The organism is Helicobacter pametensis ATCC 51478, assembly GCF_000518225.1.
In the GTDB taxonomy this organism is placed as follows: domain Bacteria; phylum Campylobacterota; class Campylobacteria; order Campylobacterales; family Helicobacteraceae; genus Helicobacter_G; species Helicobacter_G pametensis.
The window spans coordinates 64,695-85,991 of the sequence record NZ_JADE01000007.1 but is presented as its reverse complement, the minus strand read 5'-3'; the positions used below and the strand labels follow the sequence as shown (position 1 = coordinate 85,991).

General features: G+C 39.8%; 25 protein-coding genes and 1 tRNA gene. 7 read left to right on the top strand and 19 right to left on the bottom strand.

Annotation, left to right across the window (positions count from 1 at the left end):
- Window positions 1-5 precede the first annotated feature (5 nt).
- Together rpe and T391_RS07565 are read left to right on the top strand one after the other, a co-directional pair.
- Window positions 6-647, top strand: coding sequence for a ribulose-phosphate 3-epimerase (gene rpe, locus T391_RS0101495; protein WP_027326854.1), 642 nt, complete (start codon window positions 6-8; stop codon window positions 645-647).
- Window positions 647-1,456, top strand: coding sequence for an exonuclease domain-containing protein (locus T391_RS07565; protein WP_051420516.1), 810 nt, complete (start codon window positions 647-649; stop codon window positions 1,454-1,456). The genes rpe and T391_RS07565 overlap by 1 nt, the downstream gene beginning before the upstream one ends.
- A gap of 16 nt (window positions 1,457-1,472) precedes the next feature.
- Here T391_RS07565 and T391_RS0101485 read toward each other — a convergent pair.
- From T391_RS0101485 to T391_RS0101420, 13 genes are all read right to left on the bottom strand, one after another.
- Window positions 1,473-1,550, bottom strand: a tRNA-Pro gene (locus T391_RS0101485).
- A 28-nt stretch (window positions 1,551-1,578) separates the two neighbouring features.
- A complete protein-coding gene (glyQ, locus tag T391_RS0101480) occupies window positions 1,579-2,454 on the bottom strand; it encodes a glycine--tRNA ligase subunit alpha (protein ID WP_034583449.1) in 876 nt (291 codons plus the stop codon).
- Between the two features lie 22 nt (window positions 2,455-2,476).
- Window positions 2,477-3,319, bottom strand: a complete 843-nt coding sequence (gene fliY, locus T391_RS0101475; protein WP_051420515.1) for a flagellar motor switch protein FliY — start codon at window positions 3,317-3,319, stop codon at window positions 2,477-2,479.
- Between the two features lie 3 nt (window positions 3,320-3,322).
- Window positions 3,323-4,366 carry a flagellar motor switch protein FliM gene (gene fliM / locus T391_RS0101470; RefSeq protein ID WP_027326851.1) on the bottom strand — a complete coding sequence of 348 codons (1,044 nt, stop codon included), beginning with the start codon at window positions 4,364-4,366 and terminating at the stop codon, window positions 3,323-3,325.
- On the bottom strand, window positions 4,359-5,060 hold the full coding sequence (locus tag T391_RS0101465) for an RNA polymerase sigma factor FliA (RefSeq protein ID WP_027326850.1): 702 nt from the start codon (window positions 5,058-5,060) through the stop codon (window positions 4,359-4,361). The genes fliM and T391_RS0101465 overlap by 8 nt, the downstream gene beginning before the upstream one ends.
- On the bottom strand, window positions 5,057-5,392 hold the full coding sequence (locus T391_RS0101460) for a hypothetical protein (protein ID WP_027326849.1): 336 nt from the start codon (window positions 5,390-5,392) through the stop codon (window positions 5,057-5,059). Before T391_RS0101460 ends, T391_RS0101465 begins: the two co-directional genes overlap by 4 nt.
- A 9-nt stretch (window positions 5,393-5,401) precedes the next feature.
- Window positions 5,402-6,262, bottom strand: coding sequence for a MinD/ParA family protein (locus T391_RS0101455; protein WP_027326848.1), 861 nt, complete (start codon window positions 6,260-6,262; stop codon window positions 5,402-5,404).
- Window positions 6,259-7,545, bottom strand: a complete 1,287-nt coding sequence (gene flhF / locus T391_RS0101450) for a flagellar biosynthesis GTPase FlhF (RefSeq protein ID WP_027326847.1) — start codon at window positions 7,543-7,545, stop codon at window positions 6,259-6,261. The genes T391_RS0101455 and flhF overlap by 4 nt, the downstream gene beginning before the upstream one ends.
- An 8-nt stretch (window positions 7,546-7,553) precedes the next feature.
- On the bottom strand, window positions 7,554-8,024 hold the full coding sequence (folK, locus tag T391_RS0101445; protein ID WP_027326846.1) for a 2-amino-4-hydroxy-6-hydroxymethyldihydropteridine diphosphokinase: 471 nt from the start codon (window positions 8,022-8,024) through the stop codon (window positions 7,554-7,556).
- Window positions 8,025-8,291: 267 nt separating this feature from the next.
- Window positions 8,292-8,768 (bottom strand): type II 3-dehydroquinate dehydratase, encoded by a 477-nt coding sequence (gene aroQ, locus T391_RS0101435; protein ID WP_027326844.1) that lies wholly within the window; start codon window positions 8,766-8,768, stop codon window positions 8,292-8,294.
- Between the two features lie 41 nt (window positions 8,769-8,809).
- Window positions 8,810-9,442 carry a MotE family protein gene (locus T391_RS07560; RefSeq protein WP_051420514.1) on the bottom strand — a complete coding sequence of 211 codons (633 nt, stop codon included), beginning with the start codon at window positions 9,440-9,442 and terminating at the stop codon, window positions 8,810-8,812.
- Complete coding sequence (locus T391_RS0101425; RefSeq protein ID WP_027326843.1) at window positions 9,439-9,867, bottom strand: flagellar FliJ family protein; 429 nt, start codon at window positions 9,865-9,867, stop codon at window positions 9,439-9,441. Before T391_RS0101425 ends, T391_RS07560 begins: the two co-directional genes overlap by 4 nt.
- Window positions 9,864-11,111, bottom strand: coding sequence for an adenylosuccinate synthase (locus T391_RS0101420; RefSeq protein ID WP_027326842.1), 1,248 nt, complete (start codon window positions 11,109-11,111; stop codon window positions 9,864-9,866). The genes T391_RS0101425 and T391_RS0101420 overlap by 4 nt, the downstream gene beginning before the upstream one ends.
- 133 nt (window positions 11,112-11,244) lie before the next feature.
- Between T391_RS0101420 and mnmA the strand changes: the two genes are divergently transcribed.
- Complete coding sequence (mnmA, locus tag T391_RS0101415) at window positions 11,245-12,270, top strand: tRNA 2-thiouridine(34) synthase MnmA (RefSeq protein WP_027326841.1); 1,026 nt, start codon at window positions 11,245-11,247, stop codon at window positions 12,268-12,270.
- A gap of 23 nt (window positions 12,271-12,293) precedes the next feature.
- Here the strand turns inward: mnmA and bcp are convergent, their stop codons facing one another.
- The 4 genes from bcp to T391_RS0101395 are packed head-to-tail and all read right to left on the bottom strand — an operon-like array spanning window position 12,294 to window position 15,617.
- Window positions 12,294-12,761 carry a thioredoxin-dependent thiol peroxidase gene (gene bcp, locus T391_RS0101410; protein ID WP_027326840.1) on the bottom strand — a complete coding sequence of 156 codons (468 nt, stop codon included), beginning with the start codon at window positions 12,759-12,761 and terminating at the stop codon, window positions 12,294-12,296.
- Entirely contained in the window at window positions 12,754-13,668 is a 915-nt protein-coding gene (locus T391_RS0101405) for a tetraacyldisaccharide 4'-kinase (protein WP_027326839.1), read from the bottom strand. The genes bcp and T391_RS0101405 overlap by 8 nt, the downstream gene beginning before the upstream one ends.
- Complete coding sequence (locus T391_RS0101400) at window positions 13,668-14,834, bottom strand: DegT/DnrJ/EryC1/StrS family aminotransferase (protein WP_027326838.1); 1,167 nt, start codon at window positions 14,832-14,834, stop codon at window positions 13,668-13,670. Before T391_RS0101400 ends, T391_RS0101405 begins: the two co-directional genes overlap by 1 nt.
- Complete coding sequence (locus T391_RS0101395) at window positions 14,835-15,617, bottom strand: NAD+ synthase (protein WP_233709541.1); 783 nt, start codon at window positions 15,615-15,617, stop codon at window positions 14,835-14,837.
- 161 nt (window positions 15,618-15,778) lie between these two features.
- Between T391_RS0101395 and petA the strand changes: the two genes are divergently transcribed.
- The 3 genes from petA to T391_RS0101380 are packed head-to-tail and all read left to right on the top strand — an operon-like array spanning window position 15,779 to window position 18,399.
- The gene (petA, locus tag T391_RS0101390) at window positions 15,779-16,294 is read left to right on the top strand and encodes a ubiquinol-cytochrome c reductase iron-sulfur subunit (RefSeq protein WP_034583385.1); all 516 of its coding nucleotides are present in this window, start codon (window positions 15,779-15,781) and stop codon (window positions 16,292-16,294) included.
- Window positions 16,295-16,297: 3 nt separating this feature from the next.
- Complete coding sequence (locus T391_RS0101385) at window positions 16,298-17,530, top strand: cytochrome b (RefSeq protein ID WP_027326835.1); 1,233 nt, start codon at window positions 16,298-16,300, stop codon at window positions 17,528-17,530.
- Window positions 17,530-18,399 (top strand): c-type cytochrome, encoded by an 870-nt coding sequence (locus T391_RS0101380; RefSeq protein ID WP_027326834.1) that lies wholly within the window; start codon window positions 17,530-17,532, stop codon window positions 18,397-18,399. Before T391_RS0101385 ends, T391_RS0101380 begins: the two co-directional genes overlap by 1 nt.
- Before the next feature lie 162 nt (window positions 18,400-18,561).
- Here the strand turns inward: T391_RS0101380 and T391_RS0101375 are convergent, their stop codons facing one another.
- The gene (locus tag T391_RS0101375) at window positions 18,562-19,113 is read right to left on the bottom strand and encodes a YceI family protein (RefSeq protein WP_027326833.1); all 552 of its coding nucleotides are present in this window, start codon (window positions 19,111-19,113) and stop codon (window positions 18,562-18,564) included.
- Between the two features lie 79 nt (window positions 19,114-19,192).
- Window positions 19,193-20,575, bottom strand: a complete 1,383-nt coding sequence (gene gltX / locus T391_RS0101370; protein WP_027326832.1) for a glutamate--tRNA ligase — start codon at window positions 20,573-20,575, stop codon at window positions 19,193-19,195.
- Between the two features lie 95 nt (window positions 20,576-20,670).
- Between gltX and T391_RS0101360 the strand changes: the two genes are divergently transcribed.
- Complete coding sequence (locus T391_RS0101360) at window positions 20,671-21,288, top strand: trimeric intracellular cation channel family protein (RefSeq protein ID WP_027326831.1); 618 nt, start codon at window positions 20,671-20,673, stop codon at window positions 21,286-21,288.
- The last annotated feature ends 9 nt before the right edge of the window (window positions 21,289-21,297 follow it).

The window sequence follows — 21,297 nt, the reverse complement described above, 5'->3', positions numbered from 1 at the left end:
AAAATATGAAAATCGCACCAAGCTTACTGGCCGCTGACTTCTTGCACCTTCAAAGAGAATTGGATAAGATTGGGAAATCTGGAGCTGATCTCTTGCATCTAGATATTATGGATGGTCATTTTGTGCCAAATCTTACATTTGGACCTATTATTCTTGAAAAAATCGCATCAATCTCAACCTTACCTCTAGACATTCATCTTATGGTCAAAAATCTTGGATTCTTTGTGGATTTATTTGTGCCTTATAAACCAAAATTTTTGAGCTTTCATATCGAAGAAGAACCACATGCCCACCGTATGATCTCCTATATCAAAAGCAAGGGAATCTCACCCTCTGTAGTTCTCAATCCCCACACCCCTCTTGAAACTCTAGATTTTATCTTGCAAGATCTAGATATGGTGCTTGTCATGAGCGTCAATCCTGGATTTGGCGGACAAAGCTTCATCCCTCAAAGTCTTGAGAAAATCAAAAAACTCAAAGAAAAAATCAATCAGATCAATCCCTCATGTCTCATCCAAGTAGATGGTGGGGTCAATCAAGCCAATGCAGTACTTCTCAAAGAAGCTGGAGCCGATATTTTAGTCGCTGGAAGCTATATCTTTGGAAGCAAAGACTATGCAAAAGCCATCCAATCCCTCAAAGTCTAATGCATCCCATCATCCAAGATCCATCCCTCAAGCCCAAACCTACCAAATCCAAACTCCCCCCTAGTCCAAGCAAACGCTTTGTTTCCAATCTTGCTAACAAAACTCTAGAGATTCAGCATTTTCTCAATCTTTGTAGCCAAGATGAAATTCTTAAAGATCTCTCTTTGGATGAACATTGTCTTGATTTTCTTTTGTGCTTTGGACTAGATCTTCAAATCCAAAATTCTCTCCTATATCTAGGATCCAAAGATCGCACATGGCAAGAGCAAATATTTTGTTTTGTTGATATTGAAACAACTCATGCCCTGCCTCAAAAAGGTAATTTGCTTGAAATTGGAGCAATTTTATGCAATGGAAGGGGTGAAATCTTGGGGCGGTTTGAGCAATTGGTACACAATACCGACATCCCACCATTCATCTCAGAAATCACAGGAATCCAAGTCGATGATGTTAAATACGCCCCACCAATCCAGCATGTCTTACAAGAATTTCGATCTTTTGTGGGGACAAGCATTCTTGTGGCACACAATGTCAATTTTGATTACAATTTTTTGGATTTTCTTTATCTCAAATACTTCAAAATCGGACTATACAATCAAACACTCTGCACACTCAAAATAGCTCAAAAAACTCTCCAATCCCCAAAATACAATCTAGCATTTCTCAATGAATCTCTTGGTATTCACACACCCATTGCTCATCGAGCTTATGCAGATGCACAAACATGCATGGAGATTTTTAAGTATTGCTCCAAATTTTTTCCTTCACACAATATGCAAAATATTCTTAACTGGCTAAGTCATTCATAAGAAGATTGATAGAAGATGGTCGGAGTAGCGGGATTCAAACCCACGACCTCACCCACCCCAAGGGTGCGCGCTAATCAGGCTGCGCCATACTCCGAAACAAAGAGCGCATTATACAAGAAGTTTTAGGCTTTGAGCCTATTTTCCCTCTGACTTTCTTGCTCTTTATAAAGCAAAGCGCATCTTTTGGCTAGATCCCGAATCTTTAAAATATAGTTTTGTCTTTGAGCGACAGAGATGGCTTTGCGCGCATCTAAGACATTAAAGAAATGACTTGAGAGCATCGTGTAATCATAGGCTGGCAAAGGCACTCCAGCATCCAAGCATCGTCTTGCTTCATCTTGAGAGCGCTCAAACATCAAAAACAATGTCTCCACATCAGCAATCTCAAAATTATATTTGGAAAACTCATATTCTCCCTGAAGATGCACATCTCTATAATGCACAACCTCTAAATCATTGGCATATTCAATATCAAAAATATTATCTACACCCTGAATATACATCGCAAGCCTCTCAACCCCATAAGTAATCTCAACAGCTACAGGATCACAAGGGAGTCCACCCACTTGCTGAAAATATGTAAATTGTGTCACTTCCATTCCATCAAGCCACACTTCCCATCCAAGTCCCCAAGCCCCAAGAGTTGGAGACTCCCAATTATCTTCAACAAAACGAATATCATGTCTAGAGCGATCAATCCCCAATACATCAAGAGATTTCAAATACAGCTCTTGGATATTTTCAGGGCTTGGTTTAATCAAAACTTGAAACTGATAATAACTCCCTAAACGATTTGGATTCTCTCCATAGCGTCCATCAGTGGGTCTTCGACTTGGTGCCACATATGCCACACTCCATGGCTTGCTATCCAAACTCCTAAGCAGTGTCGCAGGATGGAAGGTCCCAGCCCCTGCTGGGATATCATAAGGCTGAAGCACAAGGCACCCCTGCTCCTTCCAATAATTTTGTAGCTTCAATAACATATCACTTAGACTCATTTTTCGCATCAAATTCCCTTTATCAAACTTTAATTTGTTCTAATCGTTCTTTTTTTGTTCCAATATCTGTGATCTGGATTCCGAAATTTCCATCTACAATCACAACTTCTCCATGAGCGATGACCTTATTATCCACCAAAACCTCAAGAGGCTCATTGGCAAGCTGATTGAGCTCAATCACACTTCCAATATCCATCGCAATCACATCTTTGAGAAGCATCTTTTTTTGTCCAATCCGTACATGAATATTGATTTTGACATCCAAGAGCATCTCAATATTTTTCAATTCCTCATTTGAAGCAACTTGTGCGCTATTTTCTATCTGCGCCTCTTCAGTCTGCAACTCTATTTTTTTTTCAAACAAACTCAAAAATGCAGAAGAACCAAAATACACAAAGTCAGATTGCAACCCATTGAGCGAAATTGCATATTTCCATGCATGCACAAAATCTGAGAGCTCAATATTTTCTTTGATCTCCTCTATACTCAAAATCTCAAAGCGTATTGAAGGAAGCAATTTATCTGCATTCAATCCCGTGGATAGCGCTCCCAAAATATTATTGACGATCTCTTTGGTCGCATCTATATCATTTTCTGTGAGATCAGAACGCTCCTTGGGTTCCTCTCCAACCATCAAATCAGAAAGATGTGCAGCGAGCATACTTGGGATTGCAAGCCCAGCCTCCCCCTCTAATCCTCCCTCTCTCTTGCAACCAATACGCACCAAAATATAAGGCAAAGCCTGAGCAATCCCAACCACATCCTCATATGAGATTTCTGGACGGATTCCAAGTAAGCCCTCCAGTGTTGAGCTACTCTCTTGGACAAAGAGTCTATTAAACAACCTCATTTCCTCTGACATCATTCCCTACTCCTCTTCATTTGTCTGAACAGCACGAATCTTGCGCTGTTCTTCTAAAAGCTCAAGCATCTCCTTGACTTCATCTTTTTCTGTGCGAATCACTTCTTTTATTTTAACGGTTTTGCGATAGCGTTGTAATCCGATCTCTGCAAGATATTTTTCACGCCCATCAATACTGACCACAACCTCATCATTAGCTGGGCGATCAAGCCTAATAATATCCCCAACCTTTAAGTCTATCATCTGCTTAAGATCCAATGTCGCATTGCCTAGCCCAACACTCACCATGACACCAGAACCCCCAATCAATGCTTGCAATTCTTTATTGCGACTCTTTTTTGTGTTTGTATCACTTAGCATCAAATCACGACTACCAAGCCTTGATAAAATCGTCTCAAGCGAGATAACGGGATAACATAGATTCATCATCCCACGCGAATCTCCAATCACAATCTCCATCACAACCATGATCACAATCTCATTTTGAGCAACAATCTGCACAACGGATGCACTTGTCTCCTTGGTATCAATCGCAGGATAAATTTCAGTCACAGGAGCCCATGCATCTTTGAGATTCTGAATCACTTGATAGAGAATTGAATCAAGTAAATTAAGCTCAATTCCACTAAATTCGCGCTGACTATTGTAAGGATCTCCACGCCCCCCCAAAAGCCGATCAATCATAGGAAACGCAATACTTGGATTGATCTCAAGCACACCTGTCCCATCAAGAGGTCTCATAGAAAACACATTAAAGCTTGTCGGATTGGGTAAGCTCATCAAAAACTCGCCATAAGTCATTTGATCAACACTGTGCAAACTGATCTCTACAATTGAGCGCATCACAGAAGAAATTTGTGAAGAAAGCGATCGAGCAAGTTTGTCATGAATCCCTCTAAAAGCCCTCAATTGCTCTTTGCTAACACGATTGGGTCGTTTGAAATCATACAGAATCACATTGTCATATTTGGGCTTGATCTCTTGCTCTTCTTCTCCATCGACAACAGCCAGCAGGGCATCAATTTCTTCTTGACTCAAAATATCAGCCATGGACTTCTCCCAACCTTAAGCGCACTTTTTTGATCACCTCTTTATTGATTTGTGAGATTCGAGATTCGGTGATGTTTAAAATCTCTGAGATTTCTCCCAAGCTTAGCTCTTCAAAATAATAAAGCTGGACAATCAACTGCTCTCTTTCTGAAAGAGTAGATAACACCTTCTCAATCTGCTCTATCAAATCTTCTTTCTCAATTCTTAGCGAAACACTATCGGATTGAATTGCATTATATTGCTCATCAATAGGAACCAGTGTATAGATATCAGATGCGATTTTAGCTTCTCTAATTTTTTCTATATCTTCACCCAAAATCTCAGCCAAATACTCATCACTTGGCTCCTCATCATACTCATTGAGATATTTGCTCACTTCCGCATCGATTGCTTTAATAAGCTTTCTAGAAGAGCGGGATAGCACATCAAGATTGCGCAAATAATCCAACATCGCTCCATTGATGCGAATCTTGGCAAATCCCCAAAATGAATCATTGATACTGCTATCATAACGCCTCGCCACTTTGATAAGTTCTTCAGCTCCAATTGAAACCAAATCCACAAAATCAACAGAACTTGGCAAACGCTCCTTGAGGCGATGAGCCATAGCCCTCACAGCGGGCAAATACTGCAATGCAAGCTCATCTTGAGAATATTTCAAGTTTTGACTATAGCCATTTTGCGCGTGCTTCATGATAGAGATTGCTTCTCCTTCTCTTCCTGTCCAAGCTCAATGCGCTTAATGTAGTCTAGAACGCGAACAAGCTCTTCTTCTCTCTTTTTGAACTGTGAGACATAATACTCTAGATTATCCTCTAGCTGATTTTTATTAAATCTCCGATTTTCAAAACCAACAAACCAATTGAAAAGCGAGATTCCAGAGATCACGATCAAATAAAACACAGCGGTGACAACAAGTGTAAAAAGGATAATAAATTCAGGCTCGTTGATTCCAATGAGTGCGAAAATCAACCCCACAAAGAAACCTGATACAACTGATAATCCAATAAAATTCTCTGATGTCATCCACCATCCTTATAGATATTTCAACAACCTTTGAAAGAAACTTCCAAAACCACTTTCTTTACTTGACAGCACTTTTCGTTCCCTCTTTTGGAGAATCTTATTTGCAATATTTCGAAGCTGAGATGAAGCCCCATCTCCTGGATCCACTCTAGCAAACAATGTGCGTCCGCGTGTAGCTGATGAGATACTAGATGAAAGTGGCACATATCCCAAAAGCTCAAGTGATAGATTTTCCATATTTTTATAGGCAATTTGTTTCATCTTGAGATAGACATTTTCTGCCTCTTTTGAAGTTTTCACCATATTAAGAATCATATAAATTTGATTGCGTGTTTTGGCATTGACTTTGATTGCTGCATAGGCATCAGTAATCGCGCTAGGATCAGGCATCGTGACAACAATCAAAGTATCACTTGATTCTAAGAATTTTTGTGTGATACCTCCAATCCCTGCACCTGTATCAATGATCAAAAAATCCAAATCACTCAAAATCTCGCTCTCTCCCACAAGTCTTGCCACAGAATCTTCAGAAATATAATTAAAAATCTCATCCCCACTATCTCCAGGGATAAGATACAGTCCGCTCTCAATGGGGATGATTATATTTTTGAGCTCACATTCTCCTTTGAGAACATTGAGAATTGTTTTGTGTGCCTTCACACCAAAAATCAAATCAAGATTAGCCAAGCCAATATCCGCATCAAACACAGCGACCTTATAGCCCATCTTGCATAGGGTATAGGATAGGTTAGCACTGATGCTAGATTTGCCTACTCCTCCCTTTCCACTTGTGATTGCAATGATCTCTGTATTCTTTTTGCTCCCTTGTTGGCCAATAAGCTCAATAAGTTCTGTTGCCTGATTCTTCACTTGTTATCCTTTTGTGGTTTCTTAAACCCATCAAGCAGACAATCCACCAAAAAATCATTGCTTGCAACAAGCAAATCATTTGGCACACTTTGTCCGATTGAAAAATAGCTAATTGGTTTTTTGATATCACATGCTAAGGAAAAAATGTTCCCAAAACTACGACTCTCATCCAACTTGCTAAAAATAAGATTATCAATCTCTACAGCACTAAAAGAATGATAAATATCCTTAAGATCTTCATATTTAGTCCCAGCAGAAAGCACCAAACTGACTTCAATATGAAAATCATTCTGCACATAGGATTTGAGCATCTCAAGCTTTTGTTTGTCATATTGGGAATGACCTGCTGTGTCAATCAAAATAAAATCACAATATTTAAGACGCTCGATTGCTCCCTCAAGTTCGCTTGGATCATCCACACGCTCAATCCCCAAACGCATCATTCTTGCATAGGTCATAAGCTGCTCCATGGCTGCAATTTTATAAGAATCAAGAGTGATTACCCCCACCTTATGGCGCTTATCAAGCATCAAAGAATAGCGCGCAGCGAGTTTAGCCAAAGTCGTCGTTTTGCCCACGCCTGTGGGTCCCACAAACATCAAAATATTTTTTGTTGCTCTTGAAAGATTTTCACTACGGCATGCAATCATTTTGCGCAAAACTTCTCGAAAATATCTCTTCACTGTAATCGAATTGGATCTCATCTGCAATGGCATCAACTCCAAAGTTAGCTCCATCAATGCATCAAGTCTTTCTCGATCAATCCCACTATTTTTGGCAATCCTATAAATTTCTGCAAATTCTTGAGGGATATTGGGGCTTGAGCGCATTGGACGCTTTTCATCCCAAAACATGCTCTGAATCAACTTTAAACGATCATCGATTTGCTCAATCTCCTTTTTGATTGCTTTGAGCTCCTCTTGATCATTGATTTGAGTTTTTGGTTTTTGAGTGATATAAGGATTTGCGCCACCTTTAACACCAGCGATCTCAGAAATTTGGCGGATTGTTTCATTCATCTCTTGACTTAGACTAATCTTGTCTTGCTTCTTTTTCTCAAAGTTTTTTTGCGCGATTTCATCAAGGCGTTTCTTGATCGTATTTTCTTGCTTTGGCTCCTCTTCTTCCTCTACAGCAATCACGATTTCATAGAGTCCTTTCTGAGACAAAGTTTTCTTGCGAATCTCACGAGATTTCAAGATAAAAGGATCTGATCCATGCACACTTTTTGCCTGTCTCAAAGCCTCATCAGGCGTTTCTCCTGTGTAAGTAAAAAGCTTCATCTCTCCTCCTAAAGAATGTTTTGATACTGCAATGGAATCAAAACCGATTCCCTTTTGCTCCATTGAGGATGGGGCAAATTTAGATATCTACGCTCAAGTCTCATTTCATTAAACCACAACAAATCCACATCCAATGTGCGTGGCGCATTTTTAAACTCTCTCTTTCTTCCGCGTCCAAAACATCTCTCCCAATAAAAAATCATCCTAAACACCTCAACCACCCCACAATTGGTGGATACCTGCATTGTAGCATTCCAAAAATCTTCCTGATGAACATAGCCAAAGGCAGGATTACGATAAATGGGAGATGTGGAGAGAACAACAAAGCGAGAATCTTTAATAATTTTACAAAACAATGATTCAAAACGCTTCAGACAATCTCCAAGATTCCCCCCAATGCCAAGCATAAAACAATTTCTTAATCGCTTAGGTGAAGAAGTCGTATAAGGAAAAAAGCGCGTTAAGACTAGCTTCCTCATTTTGCTCCAACTCTTTGATTATTGCATTTTATTTCTCCAGATACACCAAGACACTTCAAACTCAATACAAGACCCAACTCACACACAAATCTGTGGATTTGGATACAAAGCCCTTTCTTTGTTTGTAGCCAAAAATTTATGCCAACAGCTAGGAATAAAGAATATTTATCCCCATTAGTTTGATCAATCATCCTTATCAGAGAATCATTACATAAAAAGGAGCACTCACCATATCGAGCGCTCCTTGTGCTGAAAAAATATGGAGAATTAAGCTTGTTGTTTCTGCTGTGCATCAGCCAAAGCTTTGATCTCTTTCATGATTTGAAAGAGCGAAATGAGTGCCAAGTGATAGCCAAAAGCACCAAAACCTGAAATCACTCCAGCACTGGCAGCACCCGTATAGCTTTTACTTCGATAATCTTCTCTTGCAAACACATTGCTCAAATGCACTTCCACACAAGGAACTCCACAAGAGGCCATTGCATCTGCAATCGCAATAGAAGTATGAGCATATGCTGCTGGATTGATAATCACCCCTTGATATTCCCCTCCAATACACTCTTGCAACTTATCAATAATCTCACCTTCAAAATTACTTTGAAAAAACTCAAGCTCCACCTCATTTTGCTTTGCCATTTCTTGCATATTTTGATGAATTTGCTCTAATGTAACATTTCCATAAATGCGAGGATCGCGATGTCCAAGAATATTGAGATTTGGACCTTGAATCACTAAAACTTTCATTTTACTTCCTTTGTTGTGAGGTTTTGTCAATTATAACACATTCACTGTTTTGGAGCTTGAGGTAACGCATCTTCTTTCTCCCCCCTTTGGATTGCCAAGGTGATTTCACCAGCCTTTTGTGCATCCATTTTGGCCAAAATCTTACCCACAACCTTTGTCTCCATACTACCCAGAATCTCCACAGCATCAGCAATAGGCATTGATTCCAAAATCTGAGCAGCCTTAGAATCTCGCATTTTGCTATAGGTTTCTGCAAGCTTATTTTTCCTCTCACCACGAATCTCTTGAAGGATTTCTTCATTTTTTTGAATGAGATCAGTAAGCTCTTTTTTCTTTTTCTCATGTTCTTGCTGAAGTGCATCCTCTTGCTTTTTCCACTCTTCTTGTCGCTCTTTTTCTTGTTCTTCAAAGGCCTTTTTTTGAGCCTCAAACTCTTGATATTTCTCTTCAAGTGCCTCTTGTCGCTCTTTGAGCACGCCCTCAGTCGCATTCTGCAAAATCATCAAAGACTGTTGCTGCTCTTCAAGCTTGCGAAGTTCGGCAGCAATTTCTTCTTTTCTTGATTCAAAAATCAAATTACACTCAAGGCTTTTATCATCATCAAGTCCCTGATCTTTGACCTCTTGACCTATAAGCAACACACTAGCTACCAGAATCAATCCAATTTTTTTCAAATGCTTTCTCCTTTGATTTGATAAGCCCGCACAGACGCGATTTCATCAAGCACTCTTTGCTCTTTCTTTTTGAGGGTTTCCAACACTGCTTTGAGTTCTTTTTGTTGCAAAAAGCGCAATTTCTCTAACTCAATTTGATAACCCATACGCTCCGCTTCCCTCTGTTTCTTTTCTTGCTTAATCGTGGCAATCTCTTCATAAATCATTTCAATCCAATCTAGGCAAGACTTTTTTTTCTGATTAAACTCACAAAACAATGCCAAGCTCCCCTCTTTTGGCAGATCAATTTCCTGCATTTGATGCAACAAATCAGCAACCCTTTCCTCACACTCTGCAATCCTTTGCATCAAAGCTGCGATCATCTGATCGGCTAACCTGATCTTTTGCTCACTCACCTTGATCAAATCATCAAATTTTGTTTTCAAAGAATCGCATCCTCACGATCTGGACTTGTGGAAATGATTGAGATTCTCACACCCACCAAATGCTCCAAAGCTTCAATATAATCTTTTGCTTCTTGAGGGAGTGCATCTCTGCTGCGAACACCATAGGTCTGACTCCATCCCTTAAAACTCTGATAGATAGGCTTAACCTCTTGATAATCATAAGGAATATAATCAATCTTTTCTCCACGATATTCATAATGCGTACAAACCTTGATTTCTTCAAATCCATCCAATACATCAAGCTTCATTAAGGCAATCTGCGTGCAACCATTGAGTTTACACGCATAACGCAAAGCAACCGCATCAAACCACCCACAGCGTCTAGAGCGCCCAGTTGTTGTGCCAAACTCTCCACCTTTGTTTTGGATCAAAGTTCCCACATCTCCAAATTCTTCACTCGGAAAGGGTCCATTCCCTACGCGTGTGCAGTAAGCCTTAGCAATCCCAATCACTTCTCCAATCTCTCTGACATTGATTCCAGTTCCACTACAAGCTCCAGCACTAATTGTTGTCGAACTTGTCACAAAGGGATAGGTCCCATGATCTAAATCAAGCATACTTCCTTGAGCACCCTCAAGCAAAATCTTTTTTTTCTGATTTTGTGCTTCCCACAAAAAATGCACACTATCGCACACAAATGGGAGCAATGTTTGACTCACCTCATAAAGTGAGCCAACTACCTCATCCAAACTTTCAATCTCTTCCCCCATCGCTTGAGCTAGAATCTGCAATTCTTTATAGGCAAATTGCATTTTGTTTTTGAGTTGAGAAAAATCCTTCAACTCCCCCATCCTAACCCCAATCCTTGAAACTTTATCTGCATAACTTGGGCCTATCCCCTTGCCTGTTGTTCCGATTGCCTCTTTGCCCTTTAGCTTTTCACGCAATACATCCAATCTAGCATGAAGAGGTAAAATCACATGTGCACGATCACTGATAAATAATCGCCCCTTAAGCGAATCTGCTCCAAATTGCTCAATTTCCCTCATCAATGAATGTGGCTCAATCACCACGCCATTTCCAATCACATTTTGACAATGCGGATAGAGCACACCTGAGGGAAGTAAGTGCAAAGCAATCTTTTTGCCATCTACCACAATTGTATGTCCAGCATTGTGTCCCCCCTGATAGCGCACGACAATGTCATAATGCTTTGCCAAAAGATCAACAACTTTTCCTTTCCCCTCATCTCCCCACTGTAGCCCTACAACCAAATCCGCCATAATTTATCCTTGATGCTAAAATACGAATCAAACCCACGATTATAAAATAATCACTTGCATGATTGGGGGTTTTATTTGTAGAATTTGGAGTTAAAGAAATTTTAACTCCAAAAAACATGAAGGATCAATCACTATGAAAATTGCACTACTAATGAGTGGAGGGGTGGATAGCTCATATTGCGCTTATTTGCTTAAACAAGCTGGACATGAAGTCCTTGGAATCTATCTCAAACTTCACGACAAAGAAGAAAAACATCAAATCTTTATCCAAAACTGCATCAAAGTTTCTCAAAATCTTGGGTTTGAATTTCAAGTCATTGATGCCCAAAAAGAATTCAAAGAAAAAGTTTATGATGAATTTATTCTCTCTTATCAAAGGGGTGAGACACCCAATCCTTGCGCACTTTGCAATCCTTTGATGAAATTTGGACTTGCACTACAAAAAGCACTTGAACTTGGATGTGAAAAAATCGCAACAGGTCACTATGCTCGCATCCAAGAAATAAATGGCATCAAACGCATTAGAGAAGCCAAGGATCCCAGCAAGGATCAGAGTTATTTCTTGTATGCCATCTCACAGCAGGCAATTGATTCGCTCATCTTTCCACTAGGGGATTATTTCAAAAATGATGTCAAAAAAGAAGCTTTTGAAGCCATGCCTTGGCTTGGAAGTCTTGAGACTTACAAAGAATCACAAGAAATCTGCTTTGTAGAAACAAGCTATATTGATATCCTCAAAAAAACACTTCAAGTCGATCAAACTGGCATCGTTCGCGATCTAGAAGGCAATGCAATTGGCCAACACAAAGGCTATATGCAATACACAATTGGTAAGCGCAAGGGCTTTAGCATCAAAGGTGCCCTAGAACCTCACTATGTCCTAGGAATCAATCCACAAAAAAATGAAATCACTGTAGGAACCAAAGATCAGCTTGCGATCAAGGAAGTCAAAGCACTCAATAAGAGCTTGGATCATTTTCAAGATGGTGAATATGAAGTCAAGATCAGATATCGCAGCAATAAAACCAAAGCAAAGGTTACTCTCCAAGATGGAATGATCACTGCTATGCTAGATGAAGATGTTTTTGGTGTAGCCAAAGGACAAGCACTTGTCATCTATCAGGGAGATTGTGTGCTTGGTGGAGGGGTCATACTCTAACCCCCCCCCATTCTCTTTTTATTTCATACCTTGTAACCTTGCAAAAACTCCAAAACTTTCTGAGCATGCCCCCTTGCTTTGACATTATAAAAAGCCTGCACAATCTCTCCATAAGGATTGATCACAAAAGTTGATCGGATGATTCCTTGATAAAGCTTTCCATAAAGTTTTTTCTCACCAAATGCTCCATATTTTGAAGCCACCACTTTATCTGCATCGCTTAAAAGCATCAAACTCAACTTCTTCTTCTCTATAAAATTCTTATGACTTTTAATACTATCTGGACTTATCCCCACCACACTGGCTCCAAGAGTGTCAAACTCATCATGAAATGTACTAAAGTCTTGAGCTTCAAGTGTGCAACCTGAGGTATTATCCTTAGGATAAAAATAAAGAATCAAAATTCTTCCAAGCAAATCTTTGAGTCCCACCTCAATCCCATCTTGATTTGGCAATACAAAACAAGGTGCTTGATCTCCAATCCTAAGCATTCCATCCTCCTTCAATATATTCTTTGATTTGACAGATGATTCCATCTTGAATCTGCAAGCGAAGCTCCAAAACACTCAATGGAATCCCAGATCCCTCCAGTTTGACCAAATCCTTAGAAGTCACAAGCAAACTTGTCGCATTAAATTCCTGCATTTTCGCTCTAAGCTCAGAAAGATCAAAGCGTGCATGATCAGCATAATACACCTTCCCCACAACAGATGGCAAAAACTCATCTAATCTTGAGGGATTGGCAATAGCAGTAAGAAGCAACATCCGCTCACTCTCATCTCTGATACTCACCTCTCTTGTATAGTCCACACCTTCTTGCACAATCACATCTGCCTCTCCATAAGACCCCCTCCACTCGCGATACATTCCACTAGGAAGACAAAAAGGATAATAGGGCTCAAGCTTGGGTTTGAGCACAATATTGAGTTTTTTGAAGCTAAAGCGAAATCCATCATCTAAAAACACAGCATCACAACCCATCTCCTTAGCCTTCAATATAGCTTCTTTGCGTCTCTTGCTTACAATCACACTTACATACGGAAGACTTTTGGCGATCAAATAGGGCTCATCTCCAGCCTCTTCTTGAGAGCACAAAATTTTGCCCTCTTGAGAGACGATGATCAAACCCTTGCTTGTGCGCTTATATCCCCTTGAAACAACTGCAATTTTTTTATGTGGATATAGTCTTGCAATTTCAATGATAAAAGGAGTTTTTCCACTCCCTCCCACGACAAGATTCCCTACACTCACAACCGGTAATCCAAAATCGATGCGTGGGGCAAGCTTTCTTTTCAAAAACGCAATAAGACAATAAAAACAAGAGAGAGGAAGCAGAAAAAAGATAATAATCTTTTGCCACCATGTAGGCTTATAAAAATAAGTTTCAATAAAACGCACTAATCCATCCCATCATTTAAGATTTGCTTCATCACATCCACCATATATTGCACGCTCTCATCACTCAAACCATCATAGCATGGCAAGCACATCACACGCTGATAAACCCCTACAGCATTTGGAAACTGCGTGACTTTGAGAAAACTTTTGTTTTGATGAAAGCTCAAAAGATTAAATGGCACATAAGGTAAGCGTGCCTCAATCCCATACTCAAACAAACGATCTGCGATTCTATCACGATCTTTTTTGAAGAAAATAGGCAAAAGTGCATGAGTGCTCACCCTCTCTTGATTTAAAAACTCTATATTTTCAAAATCTTTCAATTCTTCAAAACAATATCGCTCAATCTCTTCTCTTCGGCGCAGAATCTGCTCTGTCCTTTTGACTTTGATCAAGGCAATATGGGCAGAGAGGGCATTGGCATTATAATCAGAGCTCAATTCTGTTATGTCATAGAAAAATCCATTATTGGTTGCTTCTTTAACAATCGAGTGATATCTAAGATTCCGACATCGTTTGGCAAATTCTGTGTTATTGCTTAAAAGCATCCCGATACCAAAAAGTCTTCTTGTCAATCCACCAAAATGAGACACGATCGCAAAATCAGTTTGAAAATCAATCCCCGCATGCACCCCCCTCTCATCTCTCAATCCCAAACAATAACTCAAATCCTCAATCACGCCAATCCCATATTGCTCCTTTAAGGCGTGAAAGGGTCGCATATCAACAAGATTCCCACCAAGATGAGAAACGACGATCGCTCTAATCCTCTCCCCTCCAGAGAGCAATTCTTCACATTGCCTAGGCAACATTGCCAAAGTTTGAGGATCAATATCTACAAACAAAGGCTCTGCATCAAAGAGGCGAATACAAGCAGGCACAAAAGGATGGCAATAAATTGAACAAATGACGCGATGATTGCGCTTCAGACCAAGGACACGAAAGGCAATAAGCAAAGCCGCATAATCTGCATGAACAGCCACTGCATGCTTAGCTCCTGTCAGTTTGATCACTTCATCTTCATAACGCTCTACACAATTTTCTCTATCTCCAAACATAATCTCAGGATGCTCGCTCAAAACCGAACGATCACGAATTGTTTCAGTCAAACATGCAAGATCTTCCTCTTTCAATGATTCTAAATAGAAAGGAATATTTTTCTTCATCTATTCATTCTCCAATTGATAAATCTTTACAGCCTGTGTTTTAAAGCGATTTCGCTCTATCCTAGCAAAAATTTCTTTCAAAAAAGTTTGAGGGAATCTATCTGTAATATGAGGAGGAATAAGTTTTTCATCAAGAGATGAAAAACCTTCAATCTCACACAAAAGTGCATCAATCTGCTCATAAGTAAAGCCTAGCTCATCCTCATCGCTTTGCCCCTCATACAAATCTGCACTTGGTTTTTTGGAGATGATTGCTTGAGGTATTCCAAGATAGGCTGCAAACTCAAAAATTTCACTTTTAAACAAATCTCCAATAGGATTGATTGCACATGCCATATCCCCATAAATTGTGCCATATCCCAAGATTCTCTCACTCTTATTGCTTGTCCCAATCACCAATGCCCTCTCGCGTTGAGAAACATCATATAAAAGCATCATCCTAATCCTTGCACAAAAATTGCCATATCGCACGCGATCCATCCCCTCATAAGACCCAAAGATCTGCTCATAAGGCTCTAGGGGAATCAATTCACAAGGCATACAGAGCATCTCAGCAAGCTTCCAAGCATCCTCTAAATTTTTTGGAGAACTTTTAGTTGATGGCATCAAGAGAGCTTTGGCACTTTTACCAAATGCTACATTAGACAAAAAAGCAACAACTGCACTATCCAAACCCCCGCTCAATCCAAGCACCACACGCTCAAAGCCTCTTTTCTCAACCTCATCTCTCAAAAATCCAACAAGCCTATCCTTCACCTTGCTCCAATCCCGCTTGATACGCAATTCTCTCCTCCTAATCTCAATTTTGGATCAAAGCTCAAATTATATTGAGCTCCACACAATAAAGTCAAATTTGCACCTTTACACCATAGCTCGCAAGCTTTTTGACTATAATTTTTGGTTTTGTCACTCAAGACAAAAACATCACAAAAGGAGCATCAAAGATGAATAAGAGAAGAGATTTTATCGGTATGGCTCTTGGTGGAGGAGCGGCTATTGGGGCCATTGCTTCACTAGTAGCCATGAAGAAAACTTGGGATCCTCTCCCAAGCGTCGTATCTGCTGGATTCACAACAGTGGATATTTCCTCACTCAAAGATGGCGAACTTATGACAACAGAGTGGAGAAAGAAACCTGTTTATATCTTAAAAATGGCACAAGATGATGCAGATGCCCAAAAATTTTTGGGAAAAAGAAATTTTAAGATTGGTGATTCTATCTATACAGTTGGTGTGCAAATCTGCACTCACCTTGGATGTATCCCCGGATATGATTCGGGCAAAAAAGAATTTCATTGTGCATGCCATGGAGGGAAATTCAACTCTTCTGGAATCAATGCTGTGGGCACCCCTCCTCCAAAACCTATGACAATCCCACCTTTCAAAGTCATCGAAAATGGCAAGAAGCTTCTTTTGGGCGAGGCTGGTGAAGAATACAATCAACTAAGTGAGAAGGAGTAAGAAATGGCTGAAATCAAAAAAGCAAACGGCTTAATTGATTGGCTTGATCAAAGACTTGCAATCAAAAGCCTAACAAAAGTCTTAATGACAGAATATTGGATTCCCAAAAACATCAATTTCCTTTGGGCGATGGGTGTCGTTCTACTTGTATTGTTTGGGATGCTTTTTGTCTCTGGATTATTCCTTCTGATGTATTACAAACCTGATGTTCATCTTGCTTTTGATAGTGTCAATTACACGATTATGACAGAGGTTGCCTATGGATGGCTTTGGAGAAATATCCATGCAGTCAGTGCGAGTATGGTGTTTTTGATTATCTATATTCACATGTTTGTTGGAATCTATTATGGATCTTATAAGCGTGGAAGAGAGATGATTTGGATCACGGGAATGCTTCTTTTTGTGCTTTTTTCAGCAGAAGCATTTAGTGGTTATATGCTTCCATGGGGGCAGATGAGCTATTGGGCTGCTGTTGTTATCACAAATCTTTTTGGTGGAATCCCCTTCATTGGTCCTGATGTTGTTGAGTGGATTAGAGGAGATTACAGTGTAGCTGATGCAACCTTGACACGATTTTTTATGCTTCATGTCTGCTTGCTTCCTGTACTTATCATTGCTGTTATTGCTCTACATTTCTATAGTCTTAGAGTTCCTCATGTTAATAATGCTGAGGGTGAAGAATTGGATTTTGAGGCAGAGGCTCAGAAATATCTTGAGGGCAAAAAAAGAGAATCAAAAGTCATTCCTTTTTGGCCAGTTTTCCTTTCCAAAGATATTTTTGTTGTCTTCTGTTTCCTAGCACTCTTTTTCTATCTTGCATGCTTTAACTTCAACTTTGCACTCGATCCAATCAACTTTGATCCTGCAAACAATCTCAAAACTCCAGCACATATTTATCCTGAGTGGTATTTCTTGTGGAGTTATGAAATTTTGAGGGGCTTTTTCTTTAGTGCAGATTTTGGGCTTGCAATGTTTGGACTTGCCAATGTGATTTTCTTCATTTTGCCTTTCCTTGATCGAAGCCCAGTCGTTGCTCCAGCCCACAAGAGACCAGCATTTTTTGCATGGTTTGTCATTCTCCTCATTGATATGATTGTTTTGACAATTTATGGGAAACTTCCACCAGAGGGGGTAAATATTTGGATTGGATTCATTGCCTCAAGCGTGTTTGTCGCACTTTTTATCATCCTTCCATTTATTACAAAAAATGAGAAAAAAGTAGGAGGAGTTAAGTAATGAAAGAAATTAAAATTTTGGCGCTTTTGGCCATCATCGTTGGTGTGATTTATTGGGGAGTTGAGCCACTGGCTCACTCGATATTTAACCCGCCAAAAGCTCCAGCAGATTACAAATACTCTGATCTCAAAGAGCTTCAAGTCTCTCTTACAGGAGATGCAAAGAAAGGTAAAACACTTGTTGAGAACAATTGTTCAGCATGTCACAATGCGAAAACTCCAGAAAATGAGCTCAAAGCTAGAAATGCAGAGATGGTAATGGGACCAGATCTTGATACGATGGGATATCTCTATGCTCCAGAATTCCTCACAGCATTCCTAAAAGATCCCCTCAAAGCCACTATGCTGCATGAAAAACTCAAAGGCAAAGAAGATACATATCAAATGAGCTCAATTGCTGGAAGTCTTGATGATCAAGAGATTGCAGATATTGTTGCCTATTTTAAATCCATTGCTCCCCAAAGTATGACAGATCGTGAAGTCTTTATCGATGCATGTTCTAGATGTCATGACATCAAATACGATGGCATCAATGGAATCAAGGGGATCAAGGTCGCAACACCAGCTCCACTTGTTCAATCCTATCTTGGAGCACCTGCACCAGATCTTTCGACAATGTATCGCAGCAAAGGTGAGCACTATCTCTCACTCTTTATCAATGATCCACAAAAGATGCTACCGGGAGCTTCAATGCCTCGTCTTGGACTAACTCAACAGGCTGAAGATCAAGTGCTAGCCTATATGGAAAGCATTGCTGATAGCAAAAAGCAAGAGCGTGAATCTCTAGGAATCAAGCTCATTATCTTCTCACTCATCATGGCAATCCTAGCCTACCTTTGGAAGAGAAAAATCTGGAAAGATCTCCACTAATGTAAGTCGCTCCATTTGGGGGCGACTCTTTTTCACCATCACACATCAAGCTTAATTCTAGTCAGATTATCTTTTGATTATCGATTCAAAAGATTTGGCAAGTTTGTGGAGAATTTTAAGCTCAAAAGCTTGCAAGAAATATCACCCCCTTTTTTTAATCACTTATTGTGCAATCAGCTCAAGATTGATTGAGATTTTTACTTTATCACTGACAATGCTATCTGGAGTATTTGCGCCAATTCCAAAGTCTTTGCGTTTGATCTCACCCTCAAGTTCAAGTCCAACGATATTTTTCTTAGTTTTTGGATGAATGATTGCATCACTTATATCGATACCAAACTCAACTTCCTTACTTACACCATTGAGCGTTAAGATTCCATAAATCTTATCACCATCTTGCTGTGTCATCTTGAAATGACCTTTGGGATTTTTTTGTGCATCAAAGAAATCAGGGGATCTTAGATGATCATCACGCTTTTGATTTTCTGTATTGATAGAGCCGATATTGATCTCACCTTCCAAAAAATTGATCTTTTTGCTCTTTGGATCAAGATCAATCTTCCCATCAAAATTCTTAAAACTTCCCCCAACATTGCTGACCAAAAGATGCTTCACCTTAAATTCAACACTTGAGTGAGCTGGATCCACCTTGTACTCACCGGCTCCAAGACTCAAAGCCAACGCTAACCCTGCGGCAATCAAAGTTTTCTTCATAATTCTTCCTTATCTATTGTTCTTGGGAAAAAATCCACAAGACAATAGTAGGAATAATTCTTAAATAATAAATAAAATTTTATGATTGAAAAGATTTTTTAAGAAAATTTACGCGTCTTAGACACTCCTCAACTCCCACAGCAAAGATCGCTTCTGCCATTCCAATCCCCCCTCCTTTACCCAAGATCGCTAAGCGCAAGGGTTGCAAAAACTCTCCAGCCTTGAGATTGTGCTCATGCATAAAAGCTTTACTTCTTGCCTCAATCTCACTCACACCCAAATGTGAATCCAAGCTTTTGATAAAAGTTTCAACATTGAGCAAAACTTGGGGATTCAATCTAGAAAACATCTTTTCATCATAATTTGATGGAGTTTGAAGCACCTCTTGCACTCCTTTGGCAAATGCCACAAGTGTATAGTTGCGCTCTTTAAGCGCTTCAAAAAGCACTTCAAGCTTTTCACTACACAACTCAATCTTGCAACCAAAATCAACAAGCATTGCCTTCAATGCTTGATTGTCCATCTGGCGGATATAGTGATTATTGAGCCAATCAAGCTTGGATTGATTGTAGCAGCTTGCTGATTTATTGAGATCATTGGGAGAAAAAAGCTTGATCATCTCTTGCATCGAAAAAATCTCCTGATCTCCATAACTCCATCCCAAACGCACAAGAAAATTAAGCAATGCCTCATGCAAATATCCCATAGCCTTGTATTCCATCACATCTGTAGCACCATCGCGCTTGCTTAGCTTTTTGCCCTCAGGATTGAGAATCATTGGCACATGAAAAAACTTAGGAATCTTAAATCCAAGAGCCTCATACACCACAATTTGCTTAGGAGTATTTGTCGTATGATCATCCCCACGAATAACATCAGTCACCCCCATCAAAGCATCATCAATCGCTACAACAAAATTATAAGTAGGACTCCCATCACTTCTTGCAATGATAAAATCATCTACTTCTTTGGCTGCAATTTCAATGCGCCCCTTTACTCCATCCTCAAAGGCAATCACACCCTCTAGTGGAGTTTTGATTCTCACCACAGGCTCAATCCCACTTGGAGGGGTGCCCTTAAAATCACGATAGCGATTGTCATAGCGTGGAGGAAGCTTATTGGCTCTTTGCTCTTCTCTTAAAGCATCAAGCTCTTCTTTACTCATATAGCAATAATACGCCTTGCCCTCATCCAATAGCTGCTGGATATACTGCTTGTAGAGATCAAATCGCTGACTTTGATAGACCACCTCTCCATCATGGCTCATCTCACACCATTGAAAAGCCTTTAAGATCGCCTCTGTAGCCTCTTGAGAATTTCTTTGCAAATCCGTATCTTCAATGCGGAGCAAAAATTTCCCCCCCTTGTTTTTGGCATACAAATAATTAAATAACGCCGTCCTCAATCCTCCAATATGGAGATACCCTGTAGGCGATGGAGCAAACCTTGTCACAACACTCATTTTAGATTCCTTGAATTGATGATTTCAAAAGTGAGAATTCTATCTTTTAATATCATAAAATACTCACTTTTGAAGTTTGCAAGATAGGCCAAATTATGATCATTAGTATTTTATTCTATATTGGAATCATTGCCGAATCTATGAGTGGAGCACTGGCTGCTGGACGCCACAAAATGGATCTCTTTGGTGTATTTTTCATCTCCTTTGCTACAGCTTTAGGTGGGGGGAGCATCAGAGATGTTTTATTTGATCATCATCCACTTCTATGGGTTCAATCTCCCCATTATGTCTTGGTTGTTCTTGTTTCTTCTTTGCTTGCTACGCGCATTGCTTATTTTATCAATCGCTTAGAACGCCTCTTTCTTACGCTAGATGCGCTGGGATTGGCCGTTTTTAGCACTATAGGTGCCAAGATCATCATTGGGATGGGTTATGACCTCACGCTTGCCATGATTGCAGCTGTTGTGACTGGAAGTTTTGGTGGAATCTTGAGAGATTTGTTTTGCAATAGTATGCCTCTTGTCTTTCGCAAAGAGCTCTATGCCTTTGTCGCGATGCTTTGTGGTGCGCTCTATTGGTTTGCTTTCCCTATTTTTGGAGAGGAGATAGCAACGCTCATTTCAATCAGCATAGGATTTCTGATTAGAATGATTGCAATTAGGTATAAAATTTCACTTCCGACTTTTATTTTTGAAGCCAAAGAAAAACTATAAAAGAAAAAC

What these genes read in the sequence shown, in the direction of transcription:
- T391_RS07565 (WP_051420516.1), top strand. Translation starts at nt 647, where the DNA reads ATGCATCCCATCATCCAAGATCCATCCCTCAAGCCCAAACCTACCAAA.
- mnmA (WP_027326841.1), top strand. Translation starts at nt 11,245, where the DNA reads ATGAAAATTGCACTACTAATGAGTGGAGGGGTGGATAGCTCATATTGC.
- fliY (WP_051420515.1), bottom strand. Translation starts at nt 3,319, where the DNA reads ATGATGTCAGAGGAAATGAGGTTGTTTAATAGACTCTTTGTCCAAGAG.
- petA (WP_034583385.1), top strand. Translation starts at nt 15,779, where the DNA reads ATGAATAAGAGAAGAGATTTTATCGGTATGGCTCTTGGTGGAGGAGCG.
- rpe (WP_027326854.1), top strand. Translation starts at nt 6, where the DNA reads ATGAAAATCGCACCAAGCTTACTGGCCGCTGACTTCTTGCACCTTCAA.
- flhF (WP_027326847.1), bottom strand. Translation starts at nt 7,545, where the DNA reads ATGAAGCTTTTTACTTACACAGGAGAAACGCCTGATGAGGCTTTGAGA.
- T391_RS0101460 (WP_027326849.1), bottom strand. Translation starts at nt 5,392, where the DNA reads ATGACATCAGAGAATTTTATTGGATTATCAGTTGTATCAGGTTTCTTT.
- T391_RS0101400 (WP_027326838.1), bottom strand. Translation starts at nt 14,834, where the DNA reads ATGAAGAAAAATATTCCTTTCTATTTAGAATCATTGAAAGAGGAAGAT.
- folK (WP_027326846.1), bottom strand. Translation starts at nt 8,024, where the DNA reads ATGAGGAAGCTAGTCTTAACGCGCTTTTTTCCTTATACGACTTCTTCA.
- gltX (WP_027326832.1), bottom strand. Translation starts at nt 20,575, where the DNA reads ATGAGTGTTGTGACAAGGTTTGCTCCATCGCCTACAGGGTATCTCCAT.
- aroQ (WP_027326844.1), bottom strand. Translation starts at nt 8,768, where the DNA reads ATGAAAGTTTTAGTGATTCAAGGTCCAAATCTCAATATTCTTGGACAT.
- fliM (WP_027326851.1), bottom strand. Translation starts at nt 4,366, where the DNA reads ATGGCTGATATTTTGAGTCAAGAAGAAATTGATGCCCTGCTGGCTGTT.
- T391_RS0101360 (WP_027326831.1), top strand. Translation starts at nt 20,671, where the DNA reads ATGATCATTAGTATTTTATTCTATATTGGAATCATTGCCGAATCTATG.
- T391_RS0101385 (WP_027326835.1), top strand. Translation starts at nt 16,298, where the DNA reads ATGGCTGAAATCAAAAAAGCAAACGGCTTAATTGATTGGCTTGATCAA.
- glyQ (WP_034583449.1), bottom strand. Translation starts at nt 2,454, where the DNA reads ATGAGTCTAAGTGATATGTTATTGAAGCTACAAAATTATTGGAAGGAG.
- bcp (WP_027326840.1), bottom strand. Translation starts at nt 12,761, where the DNA reads ATGCTTAGGATTGGAGATCAAGCACCTTGTTTTGTATTGCCAAATCAA.
- T391_RS0101420 (WP_027326842.1), bottom strand. Translation starts at nt 11,111, where the DNA reads ATGGCGGATTTGGTTGTAGGGCTACAGTGGGGAGATGAGGGGAAAGGA.
- T391_RS0101375 (WP_027326833.1), bottom strand. Translation starts at nt 19,113, where the DNA reads ATGAAGAAAACTTTGATTGCCGCAGGGTTAGCGTTGGCTTTGAGTCTT.
- T391_RS0101465 (WP_027326850.1), bottom strand. Translation starts at nt 5,060, where the DNA reads ATGAAGCACGCGCAAAATGGCTATAGTCAAAACTTGAAATATTCTCAA.
- T391_RS0101380 (WP_027326834.1), top strand. Translation starts at nt 17,530, where the DNA reads ATGAAAGAAATTAAAATTTTGGCGCTTTTGGCCATCATCGTTGGTGTG.